The organism is Candidatus Pantoea persica (assembly GCF_013753875.1).
GTDB classification, from domain to species: Bacteria; Pseudomonadota; Gammaproteobacteria; order Enterobacterales; family Enterobacteriaceae; genus Pantoea; species Pantoea persica.
The window spans coordinates 169,391-189,362 of sequence record NZ_SMDS01000020.1; the positions used below are offsets into that span (position 1 = coordinate 169,391).

General features: G+C 58.2%; 11 protein-coding genes, 1 other RNA gene and 11 pseudogenes. 17 read left to right on the forward strand and 6 right to left on the reverse strand.

Annotated elements, in window-relative coordinates:
• The first annotated feature begins 31 nt into the window (after positions 1-31).
• Together recN and bamE are read left to right on the forward strand one after the other, a co-directional pair.
• Positions 32-1,483, forward strand: a pseudogene (recN, locus tag EIO60_RS13355) (DNA repair protein RecN).
• A gap of 194 nt (positions 1,484-1,677) precedes the next feature.
• Complete coding sequence (bamE, locus tag EIO60_RS13360) at positions 1,678-2,025, forward strand: outer membrane protein assembly factor BamE (RefSeq protein ID WP_258577080.1); 348 nt, start codon at positions 1,678-1,680, stop codon at positions 2,023-2,025.
• A 68-nt stretch (positions 2,026-2,093) separates the two neighbouring features.
• Here bamE and EIO60_RS13365 read toward each other — a convergent pair whose 3' ends face one another.
• Positions 2,094-2,387: an RnfH family protein gene (locus tag EIO60_RS13365; protein ID WP_258577081.1), complete on the reverse strand. Its 294-nt coding sequence runs from the start codon at positions 2,385-2,387 to the stop codon at positions 2,094-2,096.
• Positions 2,380-2,814 (reverse strand): type II toxin-antitoxin system RatA family toxin, encoded by a 435-nt coding sequence (locus EIO60_RS13370; protein ID WP_258577082.1) that lies wholly within the window; start codon positions 2,812-2,814, stop codon positions 2,380-2,382. The genes EIO60_RS13365 and EIO60_RS13370 overlap by 8 nt, the downstream gene beginning before the upstream one ends.
• A 166-nt stretch (positions 2,815-2,980) precedes the next feature.
• On the opposite strand from EIO60_RS13370, the gene smpB reads away from it, so the two are divergent.
• The 3 genes and pseudogenes from smpB to EIO60_RS13385 all read left to right on the forward strand — a co-directional run.
• Positions 2,981-3,463 carry an SsrA-binding protein SmpB gene (gene smpB / locus EIO60_RS13375; protein ID WP_258577083.1) on the forward strand — a complete coding sequence of 161 codons (483 nt, stop codon included), beginning with the start codon at positions 2,981-2,983 and terminating at the stop codon, positions 3,461-3,463.
• Positions 3,464-3,507: 44 nt separating this feature from the next.
• Positions 3,508-3,871, forward strand: a transfer-messenger RNA (tmRNA) gene (ssrA, locus tag EIO60_RS13380).
• Between the two features lie 990 nt (positions 3,872-4,861).
• A pseudogene (locus tag EIO60_RS13385) lies at positions 4,862-5,152 on the forward strand (GNAT family N-acetyltransferase); the annotation flags it as partial.
• A 6-nt stretch (positions 5,153-5,158) separates the two neighbouring features.
• Here the strand turns inward: EIO60_RS13385 and EIO60_RS13390 are convergent.
• The 4 genes and pseudogenes from EIO60_RS13390 to EIO60_RS16900 form a co-directional block, all read right to left on the reverse strand.
• Positions 5,159-5,569, reverse strand: coding sequence for a peptidase associated/transthyretin-like domain-containing protein (locus EIO60_RS13390; protein ID WP_258577097.1), 411 nt, complete (start codon positions 5,567-5,569; stop codon positions 5,159-5,161).
• 101 nt (positions 5,570-5,670) lie between these two features.
• Positions 5,671-6,328, reverse strand: a pseudogene (locus EIO60_RS13395) (homocysteine S-methyltransferase family protein).
• Positions 6,329-6,456: 128 nt separating this feature from the next.
• Positions 6,457-6,729: pseudogene (locus EIO60_RS13400) on the reverse strand (S-methylmethionine permease); the annotation flags it as partial.
• A gap of 135 nt (positions 6,730-6,864) precedes the next feature.
• Positions 6,865-7,199: pseudogene (locus tag EIO60_RS16900) on the reverse strand (YgaC family protein).
• Between the two features lie 171 nt (positions 7,200-7,370).
• Between EIO60_RS16900 and EIO60_RS13415 the strand changes: the two are divergent.
• The 12 genes and pseudogenes from EIO60_RS13415 to emrB all read left to right on the forward strand — a co-directional run bounded on the left by EIO60_RS13415 (position 7,371) and on the right by emrB (position 19,958).
• Positions 7,371-7,685: pseudogene (locus EIO60_RS13415) on the forward strand (DUF883 family protein).
• Between the two features lie 321 nt (positions 7,686-8,006).
• Complete coding sequence (locus EIO60_RS13420) at positions 8,007-8,249, forward strand: redoxin NrdH (protein ID WP_258577085.1); 243 nt, start codon at positions 8,007-8,009, stop codon at positions 8,247-8,249.
• A gap of 4 nt (positions 8,250-8,253) precedes the next feature.
• Positions 8,254-8,667 carry a class Ib ribonucleoside-diphosphate reductase assembly flavoprotein NrdI gene (gene nrdI / locus EIO60_RS13425; RefSeq protein WP_258577086.1) on the forward strand — a complete coding sequence of 138 codons (414 nt, stop codon included), beginning with the start codon at positions 8,254-8,256 and terminating at the stop codon, positions 8,665-8,667.
• Positions 8,637-10,775, forward strand: a complete 2,139-nt coding sequence (gene nrdE, locus EIO60_RS13430) for a class 1b ribonucleoside-diphosphate reductase subunit alpha (RefSeq protein ID WP_258577087.1) — start codon at positions 8,637-8,639, stop codon at positions 10,773-10,775. The genes nrdI and nrdE overlap by 31 nt, the downstream gene beginning before the upstream one ends.
• A gap of 8 nt (positions 10,776-10,783) precedes the next feature.
• Positions 10,784-11,743, forward strand: coding sequence for a class 1b ribonucleoside-diphosphate reductase subunit beta (nrdF, locus tag EIO60_RS13435; protein WP_258577098.1), 960 nt, complete (start codon positions 10,784-10,786; stop codon positions 11,741-11,743).
• Between the two features lie 120 nt (positions 11,744-11,863).
• Positions 11,864-12,889, forward strand: a pseudogene (gene proV / locus EIO60_RS13440) (glycine betaine/L-proline ABC transporter ATP-binding protein ProV); the annotation flags it as partial.
• Positions 12,886-13,969, forward strand: a pseudogene (proW, locus tag EIO60_RS13445) (glycine betaine/L-proline ABC transporter permease ProW); the annotation flags it as partial. The pseudogenes proV and proW, both read left to right, overlap by 4 nt.
• Positions 13,970-14,061: 92 nt before the next feature.
• Positions 14,062-15,001 (forward strand): annotated as a pseudogene (proX, locus tag EIO60_RS13450) (glycine betaine/L-proline ABC transporter substrate-binding protein ProX).
• A 129-nt stretch (positions 15,002-15,130) separates the two neighbouring features.
• Positions 15,131-16,268, forward strand: a pseudogene (locus EIO60_RS13455) (MFS transporter).
• A gap of 304 nt (positions 16,269-16,572) precedes the next feature.
• Positions 16,573-17,079, forward strand: a pseudogene (gene mprA / locus EIO60_RS13460) (transcriptional repressor MprA).
• 148 nt (positions 17,080-17,227) lie between these two features.
• Complete coding sequence (gene emrA / locus EIO60_RS13465; RefSeq protein ID WP_258577088.1) at positions 17,228-18,400, forward strand: multidrug efflux MFS transporter periplasmic adaptor subunit EmrA; 1,173 nt, start codon at positions 17,228-17,230, stop codon at positions 18,398-18,400.
• A gap of 16 nt (positions 18,401-18,416) precedes the next feature.
• Positions 18,417-19,958: a multidrug efflux MFS transporter permease subunit EmrB gene (gene emrB / locus EIO60_RS13470; protein ID WP_258577089.1), complete on the forward strand. Its 1,542-nt coding sequence runs from the start codon at positions 18,417-18,419 to the stop codon at positions 19,956-19,958.
• Positions 19,959-19,972 lie beyond the last annotated feature (14 nt).

Here is a 19,972-nt window from a genome sequence, read left to right on the forward strand (position 1 = left end):
ACCATATCTGTTTTTCCATACAGGTGATTCTATGCTAGCACAGCTGACCATCAGTAACTTCGCTATCGTTCGTGGGCTCGACATTAATTTCCAACGCGGTATGACGGCGATTACCGGTGAAACCGGCGCGGGTAAATCGATCGCGATTGACGCGCTTGGGCTGTGCCTGGGCGGACGCGCAGAGGCGGACATGGTGCGCCAAGGCTCGCCGCGCGCCGATCTCTGCGCCCGCTTCAATCTCAAATCCTCTCCCTCCGCGCATCAGCTGCTGCTCAAGGCCGATCATCAGAAGCACCTGCTCGACGCCTATGCCGGCCACGACGACCTGCAGCAGCAGATGCGCAGCCACTACTTGGCCTGACATCAGAGCTGCCGCAATCTGGCGCAACATCAACAGCTGTCGCAGTAGCGCGCCGCGAGCTGCTTCAGTATCAGCTGAAAGAGCTTAACGACTTTGCGCCGCAGGCCAACGAATACGAGCAGATCGATCAAGATTATAAGCGTCTCGCCAACAGTGGACAGCTGCTTTCTACCAGCCAGCAGGCGCTGCAGCTGCTCGCCTACGGCGATGACAGCAACCTCAACAGCCTGCTCTATACTGCGCGCCAGATGGTGACGGAGGTCGTCACGCTGGATGACAAGCTGAGTGGCGTGCTGAATTGCTGGAAGAGGCGGCGATTCATCTTAGCGAAGCAAGCGACGAACTGCGTCACTATGTCGACCGACTCGATCTCGATCCCAACCGTCTGTATGAGCTGGAGCAGCGCATCTCGCGCTATATCGCACTGGCGAGCAAGCATCACGTGGCGCCGGAAGGCCTGGCGGAGCTGCATCAGCAGCTGCTGGCAGAAGCGAAGCTGCTCTCTCAGTAGGAGAACGCTCAGGAGAGCCCGCAGGCGCTGGTAAACGAACACTATCAGGCAGCGCTGCAGAGCGCTAAGCGCCTGCGTCAGCGCCAGCACTATGGCGCGGAGCTTGAGCAGCTGATAACCCAGAGCATGCATCAGCTTTCCATGCTGCACGGCCGTTTCACTATCGCGCTGACGTTCAACGCCGATCATCTGACGACGGACGGCGCGACGCGTATTGACTTCCAGGTCACAACTAACCCAGGCCAGCCGTTAAAGTCGCCTCCGGCGGCGAGCTGTCGCGTATCGCGCTGGCCATACAGGTGATCACCTCCAAGATGATGGAAAACCCGGCGATGATTTTCGACGAAGTGGATGTCGGCATCAGCGGCCCGACGGCTGCCGTGGTAGGACGCCTGCTGCGCCAGCTGGACAAATCGACGCAGGTTATATGCGTGACACACCTGCCGCAGGTAGCGGGCTGCGGCCATCAGCATTTCCTCGTCAGCAAAGAGACTGACGGCGCGATGACCAAAACTCATATGCAGGCGCTGGACAAGCGTGCGCGTCTGCTCGGCAGCATCGAGGTTACGCGCAATACGCTAGCTAACGCCAAAGAACTTTTAGCGGCGTGATGCCGCACTTTCTTCCTGCTGTGTGGTCATATGCTTGCTCTGTCGATGTGGAGGTTTCCAATAGCAAAAAGGTTTATTATCATCGGCAACTTATATCGCCTGAATAATAAAGCCTGCCGCAGGCAGAGGTCAGAATTTGATGGTAAAAAAACAGCCTGAGAAAAGGCGTTTGGCCCCAGAAAAGGAATGTAGAGATGCGCTGTACAACGCTGATTGCCGCGGCAGTGGTGATGCTGATGATGACCGCCGGATGCTCCACCCTGGAGCGCGTGGTTTACCGTCCCAATATCAATCAGGGCAACTATCTAGTTGCCAACGACGTGGCGAAAATCAACAACGGCATGACGCAGCAGCAGGTCGCCTATACGCTCGGCACACCGATGATGCGCGCCCCATTTGGCAGCAACGTCTGGTATTACGTGTTCCGTCAGGATCCGGGTCATGAGGGCGTGAAACAGCAGACGCTGACGCTAACCTTTGACAGCAACGGCGTGCTGACCAATATTGATAACAAGCCCAACCTGACGTCATCGCAGAACTGATTGACTTCGCAACAAAAAAGGCGCCGCTGGCGCCTTTTGCATTTCTGACTTCTCTGCTGCCGTCAGGGCTATTTTTTCGCGCTGGCTGAGCGTTCGGCTCGCTGGCGACGCAGCTCTTTAGGATCGGCAATTAACGGACGATAGATTTCGACCCGGTCGCCTTCCTGAAGCGTGTCGCCCAGCTTAACTGGGCGGCTGAAGACGCCGACTTTGTTGCGGCTGAGGTCGATATCGCGCCGCAGCTCAAGCAGGCCGGACGCCTGAATAGCCTGCTCGACGGTGCTGCCCTCTTCCAGCGTGACCACGCGCTGATACTGCTTTTCCGGCAGCGCGTAAACCACTTCAACCGAGATGTCAGGCACTGTAGACCTCTTTGGCTCGCTGAGTAAACGCCTGCACCATGCTATTGGCTAGCTCTTTGAATACGCGGCCAAACGCCATCTCTACCAGCATATTGGTAAACTCAAACTCGAGGCTCAGTTCGACCTTGCAAGCATCGTCGCCGAGGGAAACGAACTGCCATCCGCCGGTGAGCTTGCGGAACGGACCGTCTACCAGCTGCATATGGATGCACTGATTATCGGTGAGCGTATTGCGCGTCGTGAAGGTTTTACTAATGCCCGCCTTTGAAACGTCTACCGATGCAGTCATCTGATTTTCAGACGATTCCAGTACGCGGCTGCCGGTGCAGCCTGGTAAAAACTCGGGATAGGCATCCACATCGTTAACCAGCTGGTACATTTGCTCAGCGCTGAAGGGCACCAGCGCCGAACGACTAATCTGAGCCATACCATAATGGTTCCTGTTCATCACAAAACCGCTGAATTGTAGCATTTCCAGCTATCAAACAAAAATTACCCGCATTCAGAGATGTGCTAGAATATCCCGTCTCCCGGAGCCCCGCAGGACAAGGGGTGCGATGGCCGCTTAAGTGATGTATAAAATACGCCGCACTATGACAAAGAAAAAAGTACATAAACCCGGTTCTGCCACTATTGCCCTTAACAAACGCGCCCGTCATGAATACTTCATTGAAGAAGAGTTCGAAGCGGGATTGTCGCTACAAGGATGGGAAGTCAAATCGCTCCGTGCGGGTAAAGCCAACATCAGCGACAGCTACGTTCTGCTGCTCGATGGCGAAGCTTATCTGTTCGGCTCAACCTTCCAGCCGCTGGCGGTGGCCTCAACGCACGTTGTCTGCGATCCCACGCGCAACCGCAAGCTGCTGCTTAACCAGCGCGAACTCGACTCGCTCTATGTCCGCGTTAATCGCGAAGGCTATACCGTCGTCGCGCTGTCGCTGTACTGGAAAAACGCCTGGTGCAAGCTGAAGATCGGCGTCGCGCGCGGTAAGAAAGAGCACGACAAGCGCGACGACATCAAAGAGCGCGAGTGGAAACTCGACAAAGCGCGCATCATGAAAAATCGCAACCGCTAATCGCTGGATAGTTCTCACGTTTTTTGCTAGAGTAGTTGGTTGTTGGGGCTGATTCTGGATTCGACGGGATTTGCGAAACCCAAGGTGCATGCCGAGGTGCGGTAGGCCTCGCTAAAAAACCGCAAAAAAATAGTCGCAAACGACGAAAACTACGCTTTAGCAGCTTAATAACCTGCTAAGAGCCCTCTCTCCCTAGCCTTTGCTCTTGGGACGGGGATCAAGAGAGGTCAAACCCAAAAGAGATCGCGTGGATGCCTTGCTTGGGGTTGAAGCGTTAAATCTAATCAGGCTAGTCTGTCAGTGGCGTGTCTGTCCGCAGCTGCTAGGCGAATGTAAAGACTGACTAAGCATGTAGTACTGAGGATGTAGGAATTTCGGACGCGGGTTCAACTCCCGCCAGCTCCACCAGAATTCTTCTTCAAAGATGATTACCAGAGTCATCTGTAGAAGACCAGAAAGCCCGCACGGCGCAAGCCTGGCGGGCTTTTTTGTATCCGCTCTCTTTCCAGTCAATCCACTGCTATTGGTATCCCCTTCACTGCACTGAGAAACATTTTCCGGCGCAAGTAAACTGCCGATGATGAATTTTTGATGACGGCAGCCGCGCGCTTTCTGATCGTTCTCCTCGTTTGATAGAGTGAGCTGGCACGGCTAAGGAGGCAGGATGGACACCGCTTTTTCGGCTTCGTTAAGCAGCAGAGAGCAAGCAGCAACAGTTTAATGAGGTAATCAACGCTTTTCAGGGCGATCTGTCAGCCGCAGCGGCACGCCTCTCAGTCGATCCCCGGTTACGCTTGGAATACTCAACGCGTATAAAAGAGATGGCTGAGGACCTGAAGTCCAGAGTAAATCGTGGCTTTATCACATGGAAACAGGCCGCACAAGAAGCGCAGGAGACACGCAACCTGATAATGGAGATGATCAGATCGTGAAGCACGCCACTCGGCCGGGCAATGGCAGAACAGATAAAAGCGTCGGGTAAAACGCTTAATGAACTAGTCGCCAAAAAAGCTACATCGCTTTTCGGTCAACAAACCCTCTTTTGCTGCCCTCACTGAAACGCAAAAAAACCAAGTGTATGCCGCTATTGTCGAGTCCGCGGGTAAATCGAATCCCAGAGTCAATCTGAAGATGCTGCGGCTTTCGCGCGCAGGCAAAGGCCTGATCGTTCTCTCGGTTGCCCTGTCTGTCTACGAAATTTACACCGCTGAAAACAACTTTGCCGAGACGGGTAGACAACTCGCTATTAAACGGGGTTCGGGTATTGCCGGCGGAGCGGCAGGAGGCGCTATCGCGGGGTTAACGTGCGGTCCTAAGCACCCGTATGTGTTCTTGTCGGCGGCTTTGTAGGGGGCGCACTGGCCGCATTTGAGATGGGACAAATCTGCCGTGCCGAGTCAGATCATTATCGATCCGGCGCATCAGGGCAAAGGGCTGGCGAGCCAGGCGGCGAAGCTGGCGATGGAGTATGGCTTCTCGGTGCTCAATCTCTACAAGCTCTACCTGATTGTCGATGAGAAGGCGATTCACATCTACAGCAAGCTGGGTTTTAAGACTGAGGGCGTGCTGAAGCACGAATTCTTTATCAATGGCGAGTACCGCGACACCATCCGCATGTGCATTTTTCAGCATCAGTTTCTGGAGCGGTTCCGCTCCGGCGGTGGTATGGTTAAGCCCACCGCGCAGTAGCCGCCGTCAGCTGCGCGCGCCTACCGGACTCAGGAACGGGCGCGGGTGTTCCGGCTGGAGGTTGTACATGCCGCCGTTAAAGGAATCGACCAACAACCAGCCGGGAAAGCCGCCCAGCGGAATATTGCCGAGCAGATACCAGAGATTGGATTTGCCTTCGAGCGACAGCGTCACCGGTACGTAGCCCGGACTCTCCAGCATCACCTGACAGTGCTTTTTGCCGAAATAGCGGCCGGTGGATTTTGCCAGCTCGACGGTCTGCGGCGTGTAGCCCTCTGCCACCGAACGGCCATTCTCATCCTGTACGGTAAAGCGCGCGCCCGGCGGCAGCGAGTCGATGCGCACCGCCTGAGTCGACGAGCCGACGATGACGATAAAGGCGCAGCCGCTGAGCAGCAGCGCGGCGGCCAGGAGAATGAAGTCGCTGTTTCATAAAGGGCTCCGCTAAAGGGTCAGAAAGGGCAGTGTAAACCGCCCTCACCCCGTTAATCGGCTTAGCATCGCCTCTTTTTTGGGCTTTATTGCGGTTGACAGCGCTGCGCGATCGCCGCCGGCGTGGTGCGGCAGCAGCCACCGAATCAGCCGCGCACCAGCGCCGCGCCACGCGGGCAGCTGGTCATGCAGCGTGCAGCCTAACGGCGCGGAGTGCCCGGTTTTGCTGGTGGCGTCGTACTGCTCGCCGGAGTGGGGATAGACCACCAGCGGCGTGCCGTCGCTGATATGCTCGCTGTCGCGCAGCGTAAAGAGAACCACGCCTGCGCGTCCGGGAACTCGGTCAGCAGCGCGGCCAGCGCCTGCGCCTCGGCAAACGACGGCAGGGTTTCGAACGCCAGCAGCGTCGCCTGGTTGCCGCTCGCGGCACGATAGTCGTCGCGCGCACCGCACCAGCTCGACGCTGCGGGCGATCAGCGCCAGCGACTGCGCCTCGTCCAGCTCGCGCGCGGCGAAGCCCTGCGGCGTCGCCTGGTAGCTAGCGGTGATGGCGACGCGTGCGCCGGCGGCGAAATAGTCGTAGTGCACCTGATAGATCAGCTCGGGATTTTCCATTAGCGCCTTCGCCGACCAGAGCGACTCCGCCAAGTTGCAGCCGCGCGCCTCCAGTTCGGTCGCCAGCGCGCCATCGAGTATCAGGGTGTCGTTTTCAGTCAGCGCCTGCACCAGGGAATCATGCTGCATCTTTGGCCTCCTCGGCCTGCGATTTTTTGTGGTAACAGCGTAAACCGCATAGCAGAGCAGCACAAAGGAATGCCGCACCAGAGCACGATGCGCTGAGAGGGATCGAACGCCAGCCCGACTAGGTCGCCGGGCTGATAATAGCGCGCAGCGTAGACATGGAAGGCGCCGGTTTCCAGCATCGCCACGGCCAGTTCGCCGAGGCAGACCATCACCAGCCAGACCACCAGCGCGCCGATCAGGTAGGCGAGCAGCGTGCCCGCCGTACCGGTGGTAGAGATGATATAGCCGGTGTTGAAAAACAGCCCGGTACCGATCACGCCGCCCAGCGACAGCATTACCAAGTGGCGCGTTTTCATGGTGCGTTTGAATTGTTCCCGTGACGAGGCTTTCTGCACGCTCATAAACCTATCCGCATGGACGTCTAACCATCTACATGGCATGCATTATAAGCGTCGGCGGCAGGAATTACAACGTGAGAACCATTAAGGAAGGGATAAAAACGGTGCCGCGCCTGGCAGCGACGGAGCTGGCGGCCGTCAGCCGAAGACGCTTTGCAGATAGCGCTCCAGCGCGACGCGCGAGCTGAATCCGTGGGGAATACCGTAGTGCTCCTGCGATTCGCCCGCCAGATAGAGCGAGAACCGCGTGTAGTGATCGCAGATCTTCACCTCTGAGCGGGCTCGGCGAACGGCTGGCTCTTCTCTTTCAGCATCGGGGGGATCACCAGCGCCGTGCGCCCCATGCGCGCCTCGCGAGTTAACGTAGACATAGCTGTCGCCGCGGCGATAACCGTAAGCTTTTGCGTGACCTCATCCACTTCAAATCCCGCCTTTTCCAGAACGCGCGCTACCTCATCGGCTCGTAAATACATGCTCTTTCCTCTCTCTTCCAATCTCTTCCAATCTCTTCAAAGCTTCGCAACCTTAAAACAGCATGGCGCCGCGCAGCATTCGGAATTTCCCTAAACCCCGGCGCTGCCGATGCGTTTATGGCGGCATCGTCTACACTCAGTATTACGTTTAAAATCAAAGGGAGCGAAAAAATGTTTAATCGAACCACTAAAAACGATGACATCGATAACCAGGATGTAAACGATCTCGCGGATTCGCTGAAAGCGCTGTTGAAATCTTACGGCAGCGAGGCGATGGATGAAGTGGATAGTGCGCGCAGCCAGGCGCAGGCGCTGCTGAAGCAGACGCGGGCGAAAATGAACGGCGGCCACAATCGCGTCTCTCAGGCGGCGCGTGACGCAGGCTACTAGGTTGACGCCTATGTGCATGACAAGCCGTGGCACGGCGTAGGCATCGGCGCCGCTGTCGGCCTGGTGCTGGGCACGCTGCTGGTAGGCCGTCGCTAAGGTAATAACATCAGTATGTTGCACGCCCTCGCTACGGCGGGGCTTTTTACTGCCCATATTTTAACCTGCCGCCTTTACAAAAATCCCGCAAAATTTTTTAACGTACGCTAAGCTGCATCACCGCTGGCATCAGCCCGGTTATCCCCAGACTTATCCGCAAAACCATACATATTGTGGCCTTGAAGTTAAATAACGCTATATCTAGTATTAAAGGCATCACGCAGACACAAGGTGTGAACAGGGATGAAGCAGAAAATGCCGCGATTCCCTTGGCAATTACAAGCACCTTGTCTACGTCTACTACAAAGGTAAATACGAATCATGCACATTATTATTTACACCAAAAATCACTGTGTCCAGTGCAATGCGACGAAAAACACCATGGATCGTCATGGCATCGATTACCAGCTGATCAACCTTGACGCGCAGCCGGAGGCGATCGACACGCTGAAATCGCTCGGCTATCGCCAGGTGCCGGTGGTGATGGCGGACGGCGACCACTGGAGCGGCTTCCGCCCGGACAAGATCGCCAGCCTGCGCCAGCTGGCAGCGGCCGGAGAGTAACAGCGTGTTCCCGCTGGTCTATTTTTCCAGCCAGTCGGAAAACACCCATCGGTTTATTGCTCGTCTGGGCCTGCCGGCGCGCCGCATTCCGCTCGATCTCGCGGCGCGCCTGCGCCACGACCAACCCTATATTCTGGTGGTGCCCAGCTACGGCGGTGGCGGCAGCCGCGGCGCCGTGCCAAGACAGGTAATCCATTTTCTTAATGATGAATCGAACCGGCGCGGCATTCGCGGCGTGATTGCGGCGGGCAACCGCAACTTCGGCGAGGCGTTTTGCCTCGCCGGCGACATCATCGCGCAAAAATGCCAGGTCCCCGTACTCTACCGCTTTGAGCTGATGGGGACGCCGGAGGACATCGCCACGGTGAAAGCGGGAGTAACCCAATTTTGGCAACAACAGACACCCTTGATGGCGTAGCACTGGACTACCACGCGCTGAACGCCATGCTGAACCTCTACGATGCGGATGGCCGCATCCAGTTCGGCAAAGACCGCGAGGCCACGCGCCAGTTCTTTTTGCAGCACGTTCAGCCGAATACGCTGGCCTTCGCCAGCGCGGCGGAGCGCCTGCGCTATCTGGTGGAAGAAGGCTATTACGAAGCGGCGGTGCTGAATCAGTACGACTTCGACTTTCTCTGCGCCTTTCACGACGAGGCGGCGGCCTGGAGCTTTGAATTTAAAACCTTTCTCGGCGCGTGGAAGTTCTATACCAGCTACGCGCTGAAAACCTTCGACGGCAAACGCTATCTGGAAACCTTCGAGCAGCGCGCCTGCATGGTGGCGCTGACGCTGGCGCAGGGTAATGAAACCCTGGCGCGCTCGCAGCTGGAAGAGATGCTGAGCGGCCGCTTCCAGCCCGCGACCCCTACCTTCCTCAATTGCGGCAAGCAACAGCGCGGCGAGCTGGTCTCCTGCTTCCTGCTGCGAATCGAGGACAATATGGAGTCGATCGGCCGCGCGGTGAACTCGGCGCTGCAGCTCTCCAAACGCGGCGGCGGCGTGGCGTTTCTGCTATCTAACCTGCGCGAGAACGGCGCACCGATTAAACGCATTGAGAACCAGTCATCTGGGGTGATCCCGGTGATGAAGATGCTGGAGGACGCCTTCTCCTACGCCAACCAGCTCGGCGCGCGTCAGGGCGCGGGCGCGGTGTGGCTTAACGCCCACCACCCCGATATCCTGCGCTTTCTCGACACCAAGCGGGAGAATGCCGACGAGAAGATCCGCATCAAAACTCTGTCGCTCGGCGTCGTGATCCCCGATATCACCTTCCAGCTGGCGAAAGAGAACCGCCAGATGGCGCTCTTTTCGCCCTACGACGTGGAGCGCATTTACGACCAAGCGTTCGGCGATATCAGCATCAGCGAAAAGTATTATGAGATGGTGGCGGACGATCGCATCCGCAAAAGCTGGATCCAGCCGCGCGACTTTTTCCAGACGCTGGCAGAGATCCAGTTCGAGTCGGGCTATCCCTACATCATGTATGAGGACAGCGTCAACCGCAGCAACCCGATCGCCGGGCGCATCAACATGAGCAACCTCTGCTCGGAGATTCTGCAGGTCAACAGCGCCAGCGAGTTCAACGAAGATCTCAGCTATCGCCGCGTCGGCAAGGATATCTCCTGCAACCTCGGCTCGCTGAATATCGCCCACGCTATGGACTCGCGCGATCTGGCGCAGACCGTGGCGGTGGCGGTGCGCGCGCTGACGGCGGTCTCCGATATGAGCTATATCGGCTCGGTGCCGTCGGTGGCAGAAGGCAACGCGCGCTCACACGCCATTGGCCTCGGCCAGATGAACCTGCACGGCTATCTGGCACGGGAAGGCATCGCCTACGGCTCGCCTGAGGCGCTCGACTTCACTAACCTCTATTTCTACTGCGTCACCTTCCACGCGCTGTGCACCTCTAACCAGCTGGCGCGCGAGCGCGGACAGCGCTTCGACGGCTTTGAACGCTCTGCCTACGCCAGCGGCGCCTACTTCGACAAATATGTCGAACGCGACTGGCCGCCGCGCACCGAACGGGTGGCGCAGCTGTTCGCCGACGCCGGCATTGCGCTGCCGACGCGCGCCGACTGGCAGGCGTTGTGCAAGGCGGTGATGGCGCACGGTTTATATAATCAGAACCTGCAGGCGATCCCGCCTACCGGTTCGATCTCCTATATCAACCACGCCACCTCGAGCATTCACCCGATCGTATCGCGCGTTGAGATCCGGAAAGAGGGCAAAACCGGCCGCGTCTACTATCCCGCGCCCTTTATGACCAATGAAAATCTTGAGCTTTATCAGGATGCTTATCACATCGGGCCGGAGGCGATTATCGACACCTACGCCGAGGCGACGCAGCACGTCGATCAGGGGCTGTCACTGACGCTCTTCTTCCGCGACGACGTCACCACGCGCGACATTAACAAAGCGCAGATTTACGCCTGGAAAAAAGGCATCAAGACGCTTTACTACATTCGACTGCGCCAGATGGCGCTTCAGGGCACGGAGGTGCAGGGCTGCGTTTCCTGCGCCTTGTGATGAAAACTATGCGACTACAACAAATTCAGGCCATTAACTGGAACCGCCTTCAGGATGAGAAAGACCTTGAGGTGTGGAACCGTCTGACCAGCAACTTCTGGCTGCCGGAAAAGGTGCCGCTCTCCAACGATCTACCGGCATGGCAGTCGCTGGACAGCCAGCAGCAGCAGCTGACCATCCGCGTGTTTACCGGACTGACGCTGCTCGACACCATCCAAAACGTAATCGGCGCGCCGGGCCTGATGCTCGACGCCCTGACGTCGCACGAAGAGGCGGTGCTCTCGAATATCAGCTTTATGGAGGCGGTGCACGCGCGCTCCTATAGCTCGATCTTCTCGACGCTGTGCAACACCAGCGACGTGGACGCCGCCTATCAGTGGAGCGAAGAGAACGCGGCGCTACAGAACAAGGCGCGCATTATTCTGGAACACTATCGCGCCGACGATGCTCTGAAGAAGAAGATCGCCAGCGTGTTCCTCGAGTCGTTTCTCTTCTACTCCGGCTTCTGGCTGCCGATGTACTGGTCAAGCCGCGGCAAGCTGACCAATACCGCCGATCTTATCCGGCTGATCATCCGCGACGAGGCGGTGCACGGCTACTACATCGGCTACAAGTACCAGAAAGCACTGGAACAGGTCGATGACGCGCGCAAAGAGGAACTTCAACAGTTCGCTTACGATCTGCTGTTGGCGCTGTATGAAAACGAGGTAGCCTACACTGAGGCGCTCTACGCCGACGTCGGCTGGGTGAAAGAGGTGAAAACCTTCCTGCACTACAACGCCAACAAGGCGCTGATGAATCTGGGCTACGAGGTGCTGTTCCCGGCGGAGCTGACGGCGGTAAACCCGGCGATCCTCGCGGCACTGTCGCCCAACGCCGACGAAAACCACGACTTTTTCTCCGGCTCCGGCTCCTCCTATGTGATGGGCAAAGCGGTGGAAACCGAAGACGAAGACTGGGACTTTTAATTCACGCCTGTCGGGCCGGTCGCGGCCCGATGCTATTCTTTTTTCCGCACGGCCAGAGGCGCCCGCTATTTCCATTAACGCCACTATCCCTATTATTACCGCCTGATGACGCGCTATATTGTCATAATAGGACTCTCCGGCCCCGGAAAATCGACTATGGTTCGCCTTCTCAATCGTCTGATAGAGCCGACACGCGGCGAGGTCATCATTGACGGCGTCGATATTGCAAAAATATCAGCCAGCGAGTTGCGCAACGTGCGGAAAAATAAGATCAGCATGGTGTTCCAGTCATTTGCGCTGATGCCACATATGAGCGTGCTAAATAATACCGCCTTCGGCATGGAATTAGCCGGCGTTCCGCTGGCGGAGCGTCAGGAAAAAGCACTCGACGCGCTGCGTCAGGTGAGGCTGGAAAATTACGCCCGCGCTTATCCCGACGAACTGTCCGGCGGCATGCGTCAGCGCGTTGGATTAGCCCGCGCGCTGGCGATTAATCCCGATATTTTGCTGATGGACGAGGCCTTTTCCGCGCTCGATCCGCTGATCCGCACCGAAATGCAGGATGAGCTGGTGAAGCTGCAGGCGAAACATCAGCGCACCATTATTTTTATCTCTCACGATCTCGACGAAGCGATGCGCATCGGCGACCGCATCGCCATTATGCAGGGCGGCGAAGTGGTACAGGTCGGCACGCCGGACGAGATCCTCAATAATCCCGCCAACAACTACGTGCGCACCTTCTTACGCGGCGTCGATATCAGCCACGTTTTCAGCGCCAAAGATATCGCGCGCCGTAGCGCCGCCGCGCTAATCCGCAAAGCGCTGGGCTTCGGGCCGCGCTCCGCCATCAAGCTGCTGCAGGATGAAGATCGTGAGTTCGGCTATGTGCTGGAGAAGCAGAAGTTTATCGGCTTGGTCTCCACCGATTCGCTGAAAGCAACGCTGGCGGCGGGCGAAGAGCTCGACAGCGCCCTGCTCGACGCGCCAGCCGCCGTGCCTGCCGAGACGTCGCTGAACGATCTGCTCAGCCACGTCGCGCACGCACCCTGCGCCGTGCCGGTGGTGGGCGAAGCGGATCAGTACATCGGAATCATTTCCAAAGGTATGTTGTTACGCGCGTTAGATCGAGAGGGAGCCACGTCATGAGTCAGCAAAACAGCCAGCCGTGGGAAAGCGCGAGCGCGGCTCCGCAAACCGCCGACGCCTCACAGGCAAACAGCGATCCCTTGTCCAGCGCGGGCGACAGCGCGGCGTCCGCCAGCCACGGCGCGGACGCCTGGGGCGCGCCGGACAGCGGCGGCACCCATGACGCTGCCAGCAGCAGCAGCAGCAACAGCGACTGGCTGAGCAGCGCTCCTCAGCCGTAGCCGTATCATTTTAATCCTACTCGATCCTCTCCATAAGACACTGATCCCGCTCGATCGCTGGGTAACGGAAGGCATCAGCTGGGTAGTCAGCCATTTCCGCCCACTGTTTCAGGGCATTCAGGTGCCGGTGGACTATATCCTCAGCGCCTTCCAGCAGTTGCTGCAGAGCCTACCCGCGCCGGTGGTTGCCCTGATCGCCTGGCAGATCGCCAGCCCGGCGATGGGCGTCGCGACGCTGGTTTCGCTGGTGCTGATCGGCGCTATCGGCACCTGGTCGCAGGCGATGGCGATGGCGATGGTGACGCTGGCGCTGGTACTGACCGCGCTGCTGTTCTGCATCCTTATCGGACTGCCGCTCGGTATCTGGCTGGCGCGCAGCCCGCACGCCAGCCGCATTATACTTCCGCTGCTGGACGCGATGCAGACCACGCCCGCCTTCGTCTATCTGGTGCCGATCGTTATGCTGTTTGGCATCGGCAACGTGCCGGGCGTGGTGGTGACCATTATCTTCGCCCTGCCGCCGATGGTGCGCCTGACCATTCTCAGCATCAGGCAGTTGCCTGCCGACCTGATCGAGGCCAGCGAATCCTTCGGCGCCAGTCCGCGCCAGATGTTGTTCAAGGTGCAGCTGCCGCTGGCGATGCCGACCATCATGGCGGGCGTCAACCAGACGCTAATGCTGGCGCTGTCGATGGTGGTGATTGCCTCAATGATCGCTGTCGGCGGCGTCGGCATCGTGATCCTCGCCATTATCCTTGACCGTCTGACGCAGTCCGTGGGCCGCGACGGCCGCAGGCGCGGCAGCCGCCGCTGGAGCCATACCGGCCCGGTTGGCCTGCTGACCCGCCCTTTCCGCAAAGCCTGTTTTTGGGCGGCCCGCCGCGGCCGCCTGCCTCGCAACGCCGACAATAAGGAAAAACTACGCGCAAGACCGCACCTCTCCTCGCCGCCGTGTTGACCACGCTCGCCGTCGCCCAGACCGCCGCCGCTGAGCTGCCGGGCATGGGCATTACCGTGAAGCCTGCGCAGAGCACCATCGCCGAAGAGGGCTTCCAGACGCTGCTGGTCAGCCGCGCGCTAGAGAAGCTGGGATATAAGGTCGAAAAGCCGAGCGAAATCGACTATAATGTCGCCTATACTTCCATGGCTGCCGGCGATATCACCTTTATCGCCACCAACTGGCAACCGCTGCATGATGATATGTACAACGCCGCCGGCGGCGACAAGGCCTTCTATCACCAGGGCACCTACGTCTCCGGCGCAGCACAGGGCTACCTGATCGACAAAAAAACCGCCGAGCAGTACCACATTACCAATATTGAACAGCTAAAAGATCCGAAAATCGCGCAGCTGTTCGACAGCAACGGCGACGGCAAAGCGGATATGACCGGCTGTATGCCAGGCTGGGGCTGCGAGGCGGTTATCAATCATCAGAACAGCGCCTACGGCCTAAGCGATACCCGCCAACATGGGCAACTACTCGGCGATGGTGGCCGATACCCTGACGCGCTTTAAGCAGGGTAAGCCGATCCTTTACTACACCTGGACGCCCTACTGGCTGAGCGACGTGCTGAAGCCGGGCCGCGATGTGGTTTGGCTGCAGGTGCCCTTCTCCTGGCTGTCGGGCGCGCAGAGCAAGGTCGATACGAAGCTGGCGAACGGTTCCAACTACGGTCTCCCGGTCAACAGCATGCATATCGTGGCAAACAAAGCCTGGGCGGAGAAGAATCCAGTGGCCGCGGTACTGTTTAGCGAGATAAAGCTGCCGATTAAGGATATCAACGCCGAAAACGCGGCAATGCATGGCGGCCAGGCTTCGGAAGCGGATATTAATCGCCACGTCGATGGCTGGATTAAGGCCCACCAGCAGCAGTTCGATCGCTGGATTTAGGACGCACTCGCCGCTGCAAGGCAAGTAAATGCTCACATCAAGGGCGTCGGCCGACGCCCTTGCACATTAATGAATAGTTTTTTAGGTTATTATTACCGGATTATGATTATTATCGCCTGCCTTATATAAATGAACGCTAACCGCCATTCCCTGACGCCCGCGCTGGTTGTGCTGATGTCGATCGCCAACGATCTCTCCGTGGCCAGCAACTACTATGTGCAGCCACTGCTCCATACCGTCGCCAACGATTTTTGCCTCTCCGTCAGCCTAGCGGGATTTATCGTTACCACTGCGCAGCTCAGCTATACCTGCGGCCTGCTGCTGGTGCCGCTTGGCGATATGCTGGAGCGCCGCGGCCTGATCGTCAGCATGAGCCTGCTGGAGGCGGGCGGCATGGTGATTACTGCCACCTAATCCAGCTTCACGCTGCTGCTCGGCACGGTGCTGACCGGCCTGTTTTCGGTCGTGGCGCAGATCCTCGTGCCGCTCGCCGCCACGCTGGCGGCGCCGGAGAAGCGAGGCAAGATTGTCGGCACCGTAATGAGCGGTCTGCTGCTGGGCATTTTGCTAGCGCGTACCGTCGCGGGCGCGCTGGCGCAGCTCGGCGGCTGACGCAGCGTTTACTGGACCGCCAGCGTGCTGATGACGCTGACGCTGTGTCGCTTTTTGCCGCGCGTGAAGTAGTCGGTCGCGCTTAACTACCCGCAGCTGCTGCAATCTATCTTCAGCCTCTATAAGGCGAACCGCGTTATCCGCACGCGCATGCTCACCGGCTGCCTCTCTTTCGCTAATTTCAGCGTGCTCTGGACCTCAATGGACTTTCTGCTCGCCGCCCCGCCCTATGGCTTTTCAGAAGGCGACGCGCTGGCGGCGCACCAGGCGGGAACGCTGACGGATAAAGGCAAGGCGAAGCTGACTACCACGCTGGGGCTGCTGATTATGCAGGCGTCCTGGCGGAGACAGCGCTGGGGGCGCACAGCCTGCTGGCCCTGATCGTCGGCATTCTGCTGCTCGATCTGGCAGTACAGGGCGTGCACATTACCAATCAGAGCGTGATCTACAGCAACCGGAAGCGCGTAACCGTCTGACGGCTGGCTACATGACCAGCTATTTTATCGGCGGCGCGCTGGGTTCGGTGCTCTCCGCTAATGCCTTCCATATCGCCGGCTGGTACGGCGTCTGCGCCGCCGGCGTCGTAATGACGCTGCTTAATCTGCTGATCTGGTGGCGCGGCTACCGCTTCGAAGCAGGTGAGAGTGTAAATTAAAAGCCAATTTCGTGATTGAGTCTGGTCACGAATGGTTAGTTTTGCTATCGTTAGCAACGAACTTATTCACACTAGTGATTTTTTTCTAAGAAATTATTTACCATGCAGAAAGTTTCCTGCTGGGCTGGATTACGCGCTGAAGGCCCGGCCGCAGCGCGAGGGTGATGTGCCCTAGGTCAGGGAGTGGCCTGGAGACACCTGATGATGGCAGGGTGATCGACTGACAATCGCGCAGAGTAAACATCGCTACGCTTAATCTGTCCCCATCGTTACTATATAAGTTGCAACTAGTGAGTTTTTTATAATGGAAAGTTCGTTCACTCCCATTGAACAGATGCTCAACATCTGCGCAAACTGCCATAAATATTTTCCTCTGCATGAGATCATTTTGACGCGCTTCTGGCAGGGCAAGCTGCTGGAAAACCGCAATCAAGATGTTAAAGGCGTAGGGAATTAACGAAACCTTTATTTATGGTGCTGATCACGCTGGATACGCAGGAGAACCAGAGCATTCAGCCCTCCGAGCTGAGCGCCGCGCTCGGCTCGTCGCGCACCCGGACAAACTGGAGAAGCGCGGCTGGATCGAACGTCGCGAAAGCGATAACGATCGCCGTCACCTACACTGACGGAGAAAGGCAACGAGTTTCTGCGCCAGCTGCTGCCACCGCAGCACCAGAGCCTGCAGTACCTCTGGTCGTCGCTGACCACCGACGAAAAATCTCAACTGGAAGGTATCACGCGTAAATTGCTTAATCGTCTTGATAAAATGGACGAATACCAAGTCATCACCTCTCTCTCTCTCTCTCGCTAATAGCAAGAACTGCGACACAATCACCTGTCGAAACCGTTATTTTAATTTTCCTTTTATCCGGCCAGCGCTCTGTCGCTGGCTTTTTTCGACTTGGGCTCCGTGAAAAGGATTTTCGCACCCCGACAATATGAAACAGTTGGAGAACGACATGAGTACAACGGCGGAGGCGCAAAGCCCGCAACAGCCAGCCAATAAAAAGAAAACGCGCAAAAAAGTGCTGCTTCTGCTGGCGCTGCTTTTTGTGCTGATTGGTATTGCATGGGGGGCTTACTGGTTTCTGGTGCTGCGTCACTTTCAGGAAACGGACGACGCCTACGTGGCCGGCAATCAGGTGCAGGTGATGGCGCAGGTTTCAGGCAGCGTCAACAAGGTCTGGTTCGACGATACCGACTTTGTGAAGAAAGGCGACGTGCTGGTCTCGCTGGATAAAACCGACGCCGAGCAGGCTTTCGAGAAAGCGCAAACCGCGCTGGCCACCAGTGTGCGCCAGACCCACCAGCTGATGATCAACGGCAAGCAGTATCAGGCGACGATCGCGCTGCGGCAGACCGCGCTGGCGCAGGCGGAAGCCGATCTGAAGCGCCGCGAGCCGCTGGCCGCCGTCAACCTAATTGGCCGTGAAGAGCTGCAGCACGCGCGCGACGCGGTCGCCACCGCTAAAGCGCTGCTCGACGTAGCGACGCAGCAGTACAACGCCAACCAGGCGATGATCCTCAACACCTCGCTGGAAAACCAGCCCGCGGTGAAACAGAGCGCCGCCGAGCTGCGCGACGCCTGGCTGGCATTGCAGCGCACCGATATCCGCAGCCCGATGGACGGCTACGTTTCACGCCGCAGCGTTCAGGTAGGCGCGCAAATCGACACCAGCACGGCGCTGATGGCGGTCGTGCCTGCCACCAACCTGTGGATTGACGCCAACTTCAAAGAGACGCAGCTGGCCGGCATGCGCATCGGCCAGCCGGCGACGGTGGTGGCGGATATCTATGGCGACGATATGGTGTATCACGGCAAAGTGGTCGGCCTCGATATGGGCACCGGCAGCGCCTTTTCGCTGCTGCCTGCTCAGAACGCCACCGGAAACTGGATCAAAGTAGTGCAGCGCCTGCCGGTACGTATCGAGCTGAACCCGCAGGATATCGCGCAGCATCCGCTGCGTATTGGGCTGTCCACGCTGGTGAAAGTCGATACCACCAGCAAGGAGGGCAGTGCACTGGCAACCAACGTGCGTCAGCAGGCCGCCTACAGCAGCAACGCGCTGGCGATCGATCTGGCGCCGGTGAACCAGCTGATCACTGATATCGTCCGCGCCAACGCCGGATGATGACGCGGAGGCTGTTATGGCACAAAAACCCCTAGAGGGCGCACCGCTGGTCCTGATGACCATTGCGCTGTCGTTGGCGACCTTTATGCAGGTGCTAGATTCCACCATCGCGAACGTGGCGATCCCCACTATTGCGGGGAATTTGGGGGCATCCAACTCGCAGGGCACTTGGGGCATCACCTCGTTCGGGGTGGCGAACGCGATCGCCATCCCGATTACCGGCTGGCTGGCGAAGCGCGTCGGCGAAGTGAAGCTTTTTACCAGGGCGACGATTCTGTTCGCCCTCACCTCCTGGGCGTGCGGCATGTCCGAAAGCCTGGAGATGCTGATATTCTTCCGCATCCTGCAGGGCATCGTGGCAGGCCCGCTGATCCCTCTGTCGCAGAGCCTGCTGCTCAGCAACTACCCGCCAGCGAAGCGCAGCATCGCCCTCTCGCTATGGGCGATGACGGTGATCATCGCTCCGATCTGCGGCCCGATTTTAGGGGGCTGGATCAGCGACAACTACCACTGGGGCTGGATCTTCTTTATCAACGTGCCGTTCGGCGCGGTGGTAGTGATGCTGACGCTGCAGACGCTGCGCGGCCACGAAACGCGCACCGAGATCCGCCCGATAGACGTGGTCGGCCTGGTGCTGTTGGTGGTGGGCATTGGCTCGCTGCAGGTGATGCTGGACCGCGGCAAGGAGCTTGACTGGTTTAACTCCACCGAGATTATCGTGCTGACGGTGGTCGCCGTGGTGTCGCTGGCGGTGCTGCTGGTATGGGAGCTGACCGACGATCACCCGATTGTCGATCTGGCGCTGTTTAAATCGCGCAACTTCACCATCGGCTGCCTCTCTATCAGCCTAGCCTATATGCTATACTTCGGCTCTATCGTGCTGCTGCCGCAGCTGCTGCAGGAGGTCTATGGCTATACCGCCACCTGGGCGGGGCTCGCCTCCGCGCCGGTCGGGATTATTCCGGTGATCTTGTCGCCGATTATCGGCCGCTTCGCCCACCGGCTGGATATGCGGCAGCTGGTGACCTTCAGCTTTATCATGTACGCCGTCTGCTTCTACTGGCGCGCCTACACCTTTGAGCCGTCGATGGATTTCGGCGCCTCCGCTTGGCCGCAGTTTATCCAGGGCTTTGCGGTCGCCTGCTTCTTTATGCCGCTTACCACCATTACCCTTTCCGGGCTGGCGCCGGAGCGGCTGGCGGCGGCCTCCAGCCTGTCGAACTTTGTGCGTACGCTAGCGGGCTCTATCGGTACTTCCATCACCACGACGATGTGGACCAACCGCGAGGCGATGCACCACAGCACCTTCAGCGAGTCGGTGACGCCCTATAACCCTAATGCGCAGCAGATGTACCAGCAGCTGGAAGGCATGGGCATGTCTCATCAGCAGGCGTCAGCCTATATCGCGAAGCAGTTTACCAATCAGGGGCTGATTATCTCCGCCAACGAGATCTTCTGGGCATCCGGCGGCGTGTTTCTGATCCTGCTGGTGCTGATCTGGTTCGCCCGTCCGCCGTTTGGCTCTGGCAGCGGTGGCGGTGGCGGTGGCGCGCATTAGCGTTGTAGTGGCAG

What these genes read in the sequence shown, in the direction of transcription:
- bamE (WP_258577080.1), top strand. Translation starts at nt 1,678, where the DNA reads ATGCGCTGTACAACGCTGATTGCCGCGGCAGTGGTGATGCTGATGATG.
- EIO60_RS13370 (WP_258577082.1), bottom strand. Translation starts at nt 2,814, where the DNA reads ATGGCTCAGATTAGTCGTTCGGCGCTGGTGCCCTTCAGCGCTGAGCAA.
- smpB (WP_258577083.1), top strand. Translation starts at nt 2,981, where the DNA reads ATGACAAAGAAAAAAGTACATAAACCCGGTTCTGCCACTATTGCCCTT.
- EIO60_RS13420 (WP_258577085.1), top strand. Translation starts at nt 8,007, where the DNA reads ATGCACATTATTATTTACACCAAAAATCACTGTGTCCAGTGCAATGCG.
- nrdF (WP_258577098.1), top strand. Translation starts at nt 10,784, where the DNA reads ATGCGACTACAACAAATTCAGGCCATTAACTGGAACCGCCTTCAGGAT.
- emrA (WP_258577088.1), top strand. Translation starts at nt 17,228, where the DNA reads ATGAGTACAACGGCGGAGGCGCAAAGCCCGCAACAGCCAGCCAATAAA.
- emrB (WP_258577089.1), top strand. Translation starts at nt 18,417, where the DNA reads ATGGCACAAAAACCCCTAGAGGGCGCACCGCTGGTCCTGATGACCATT.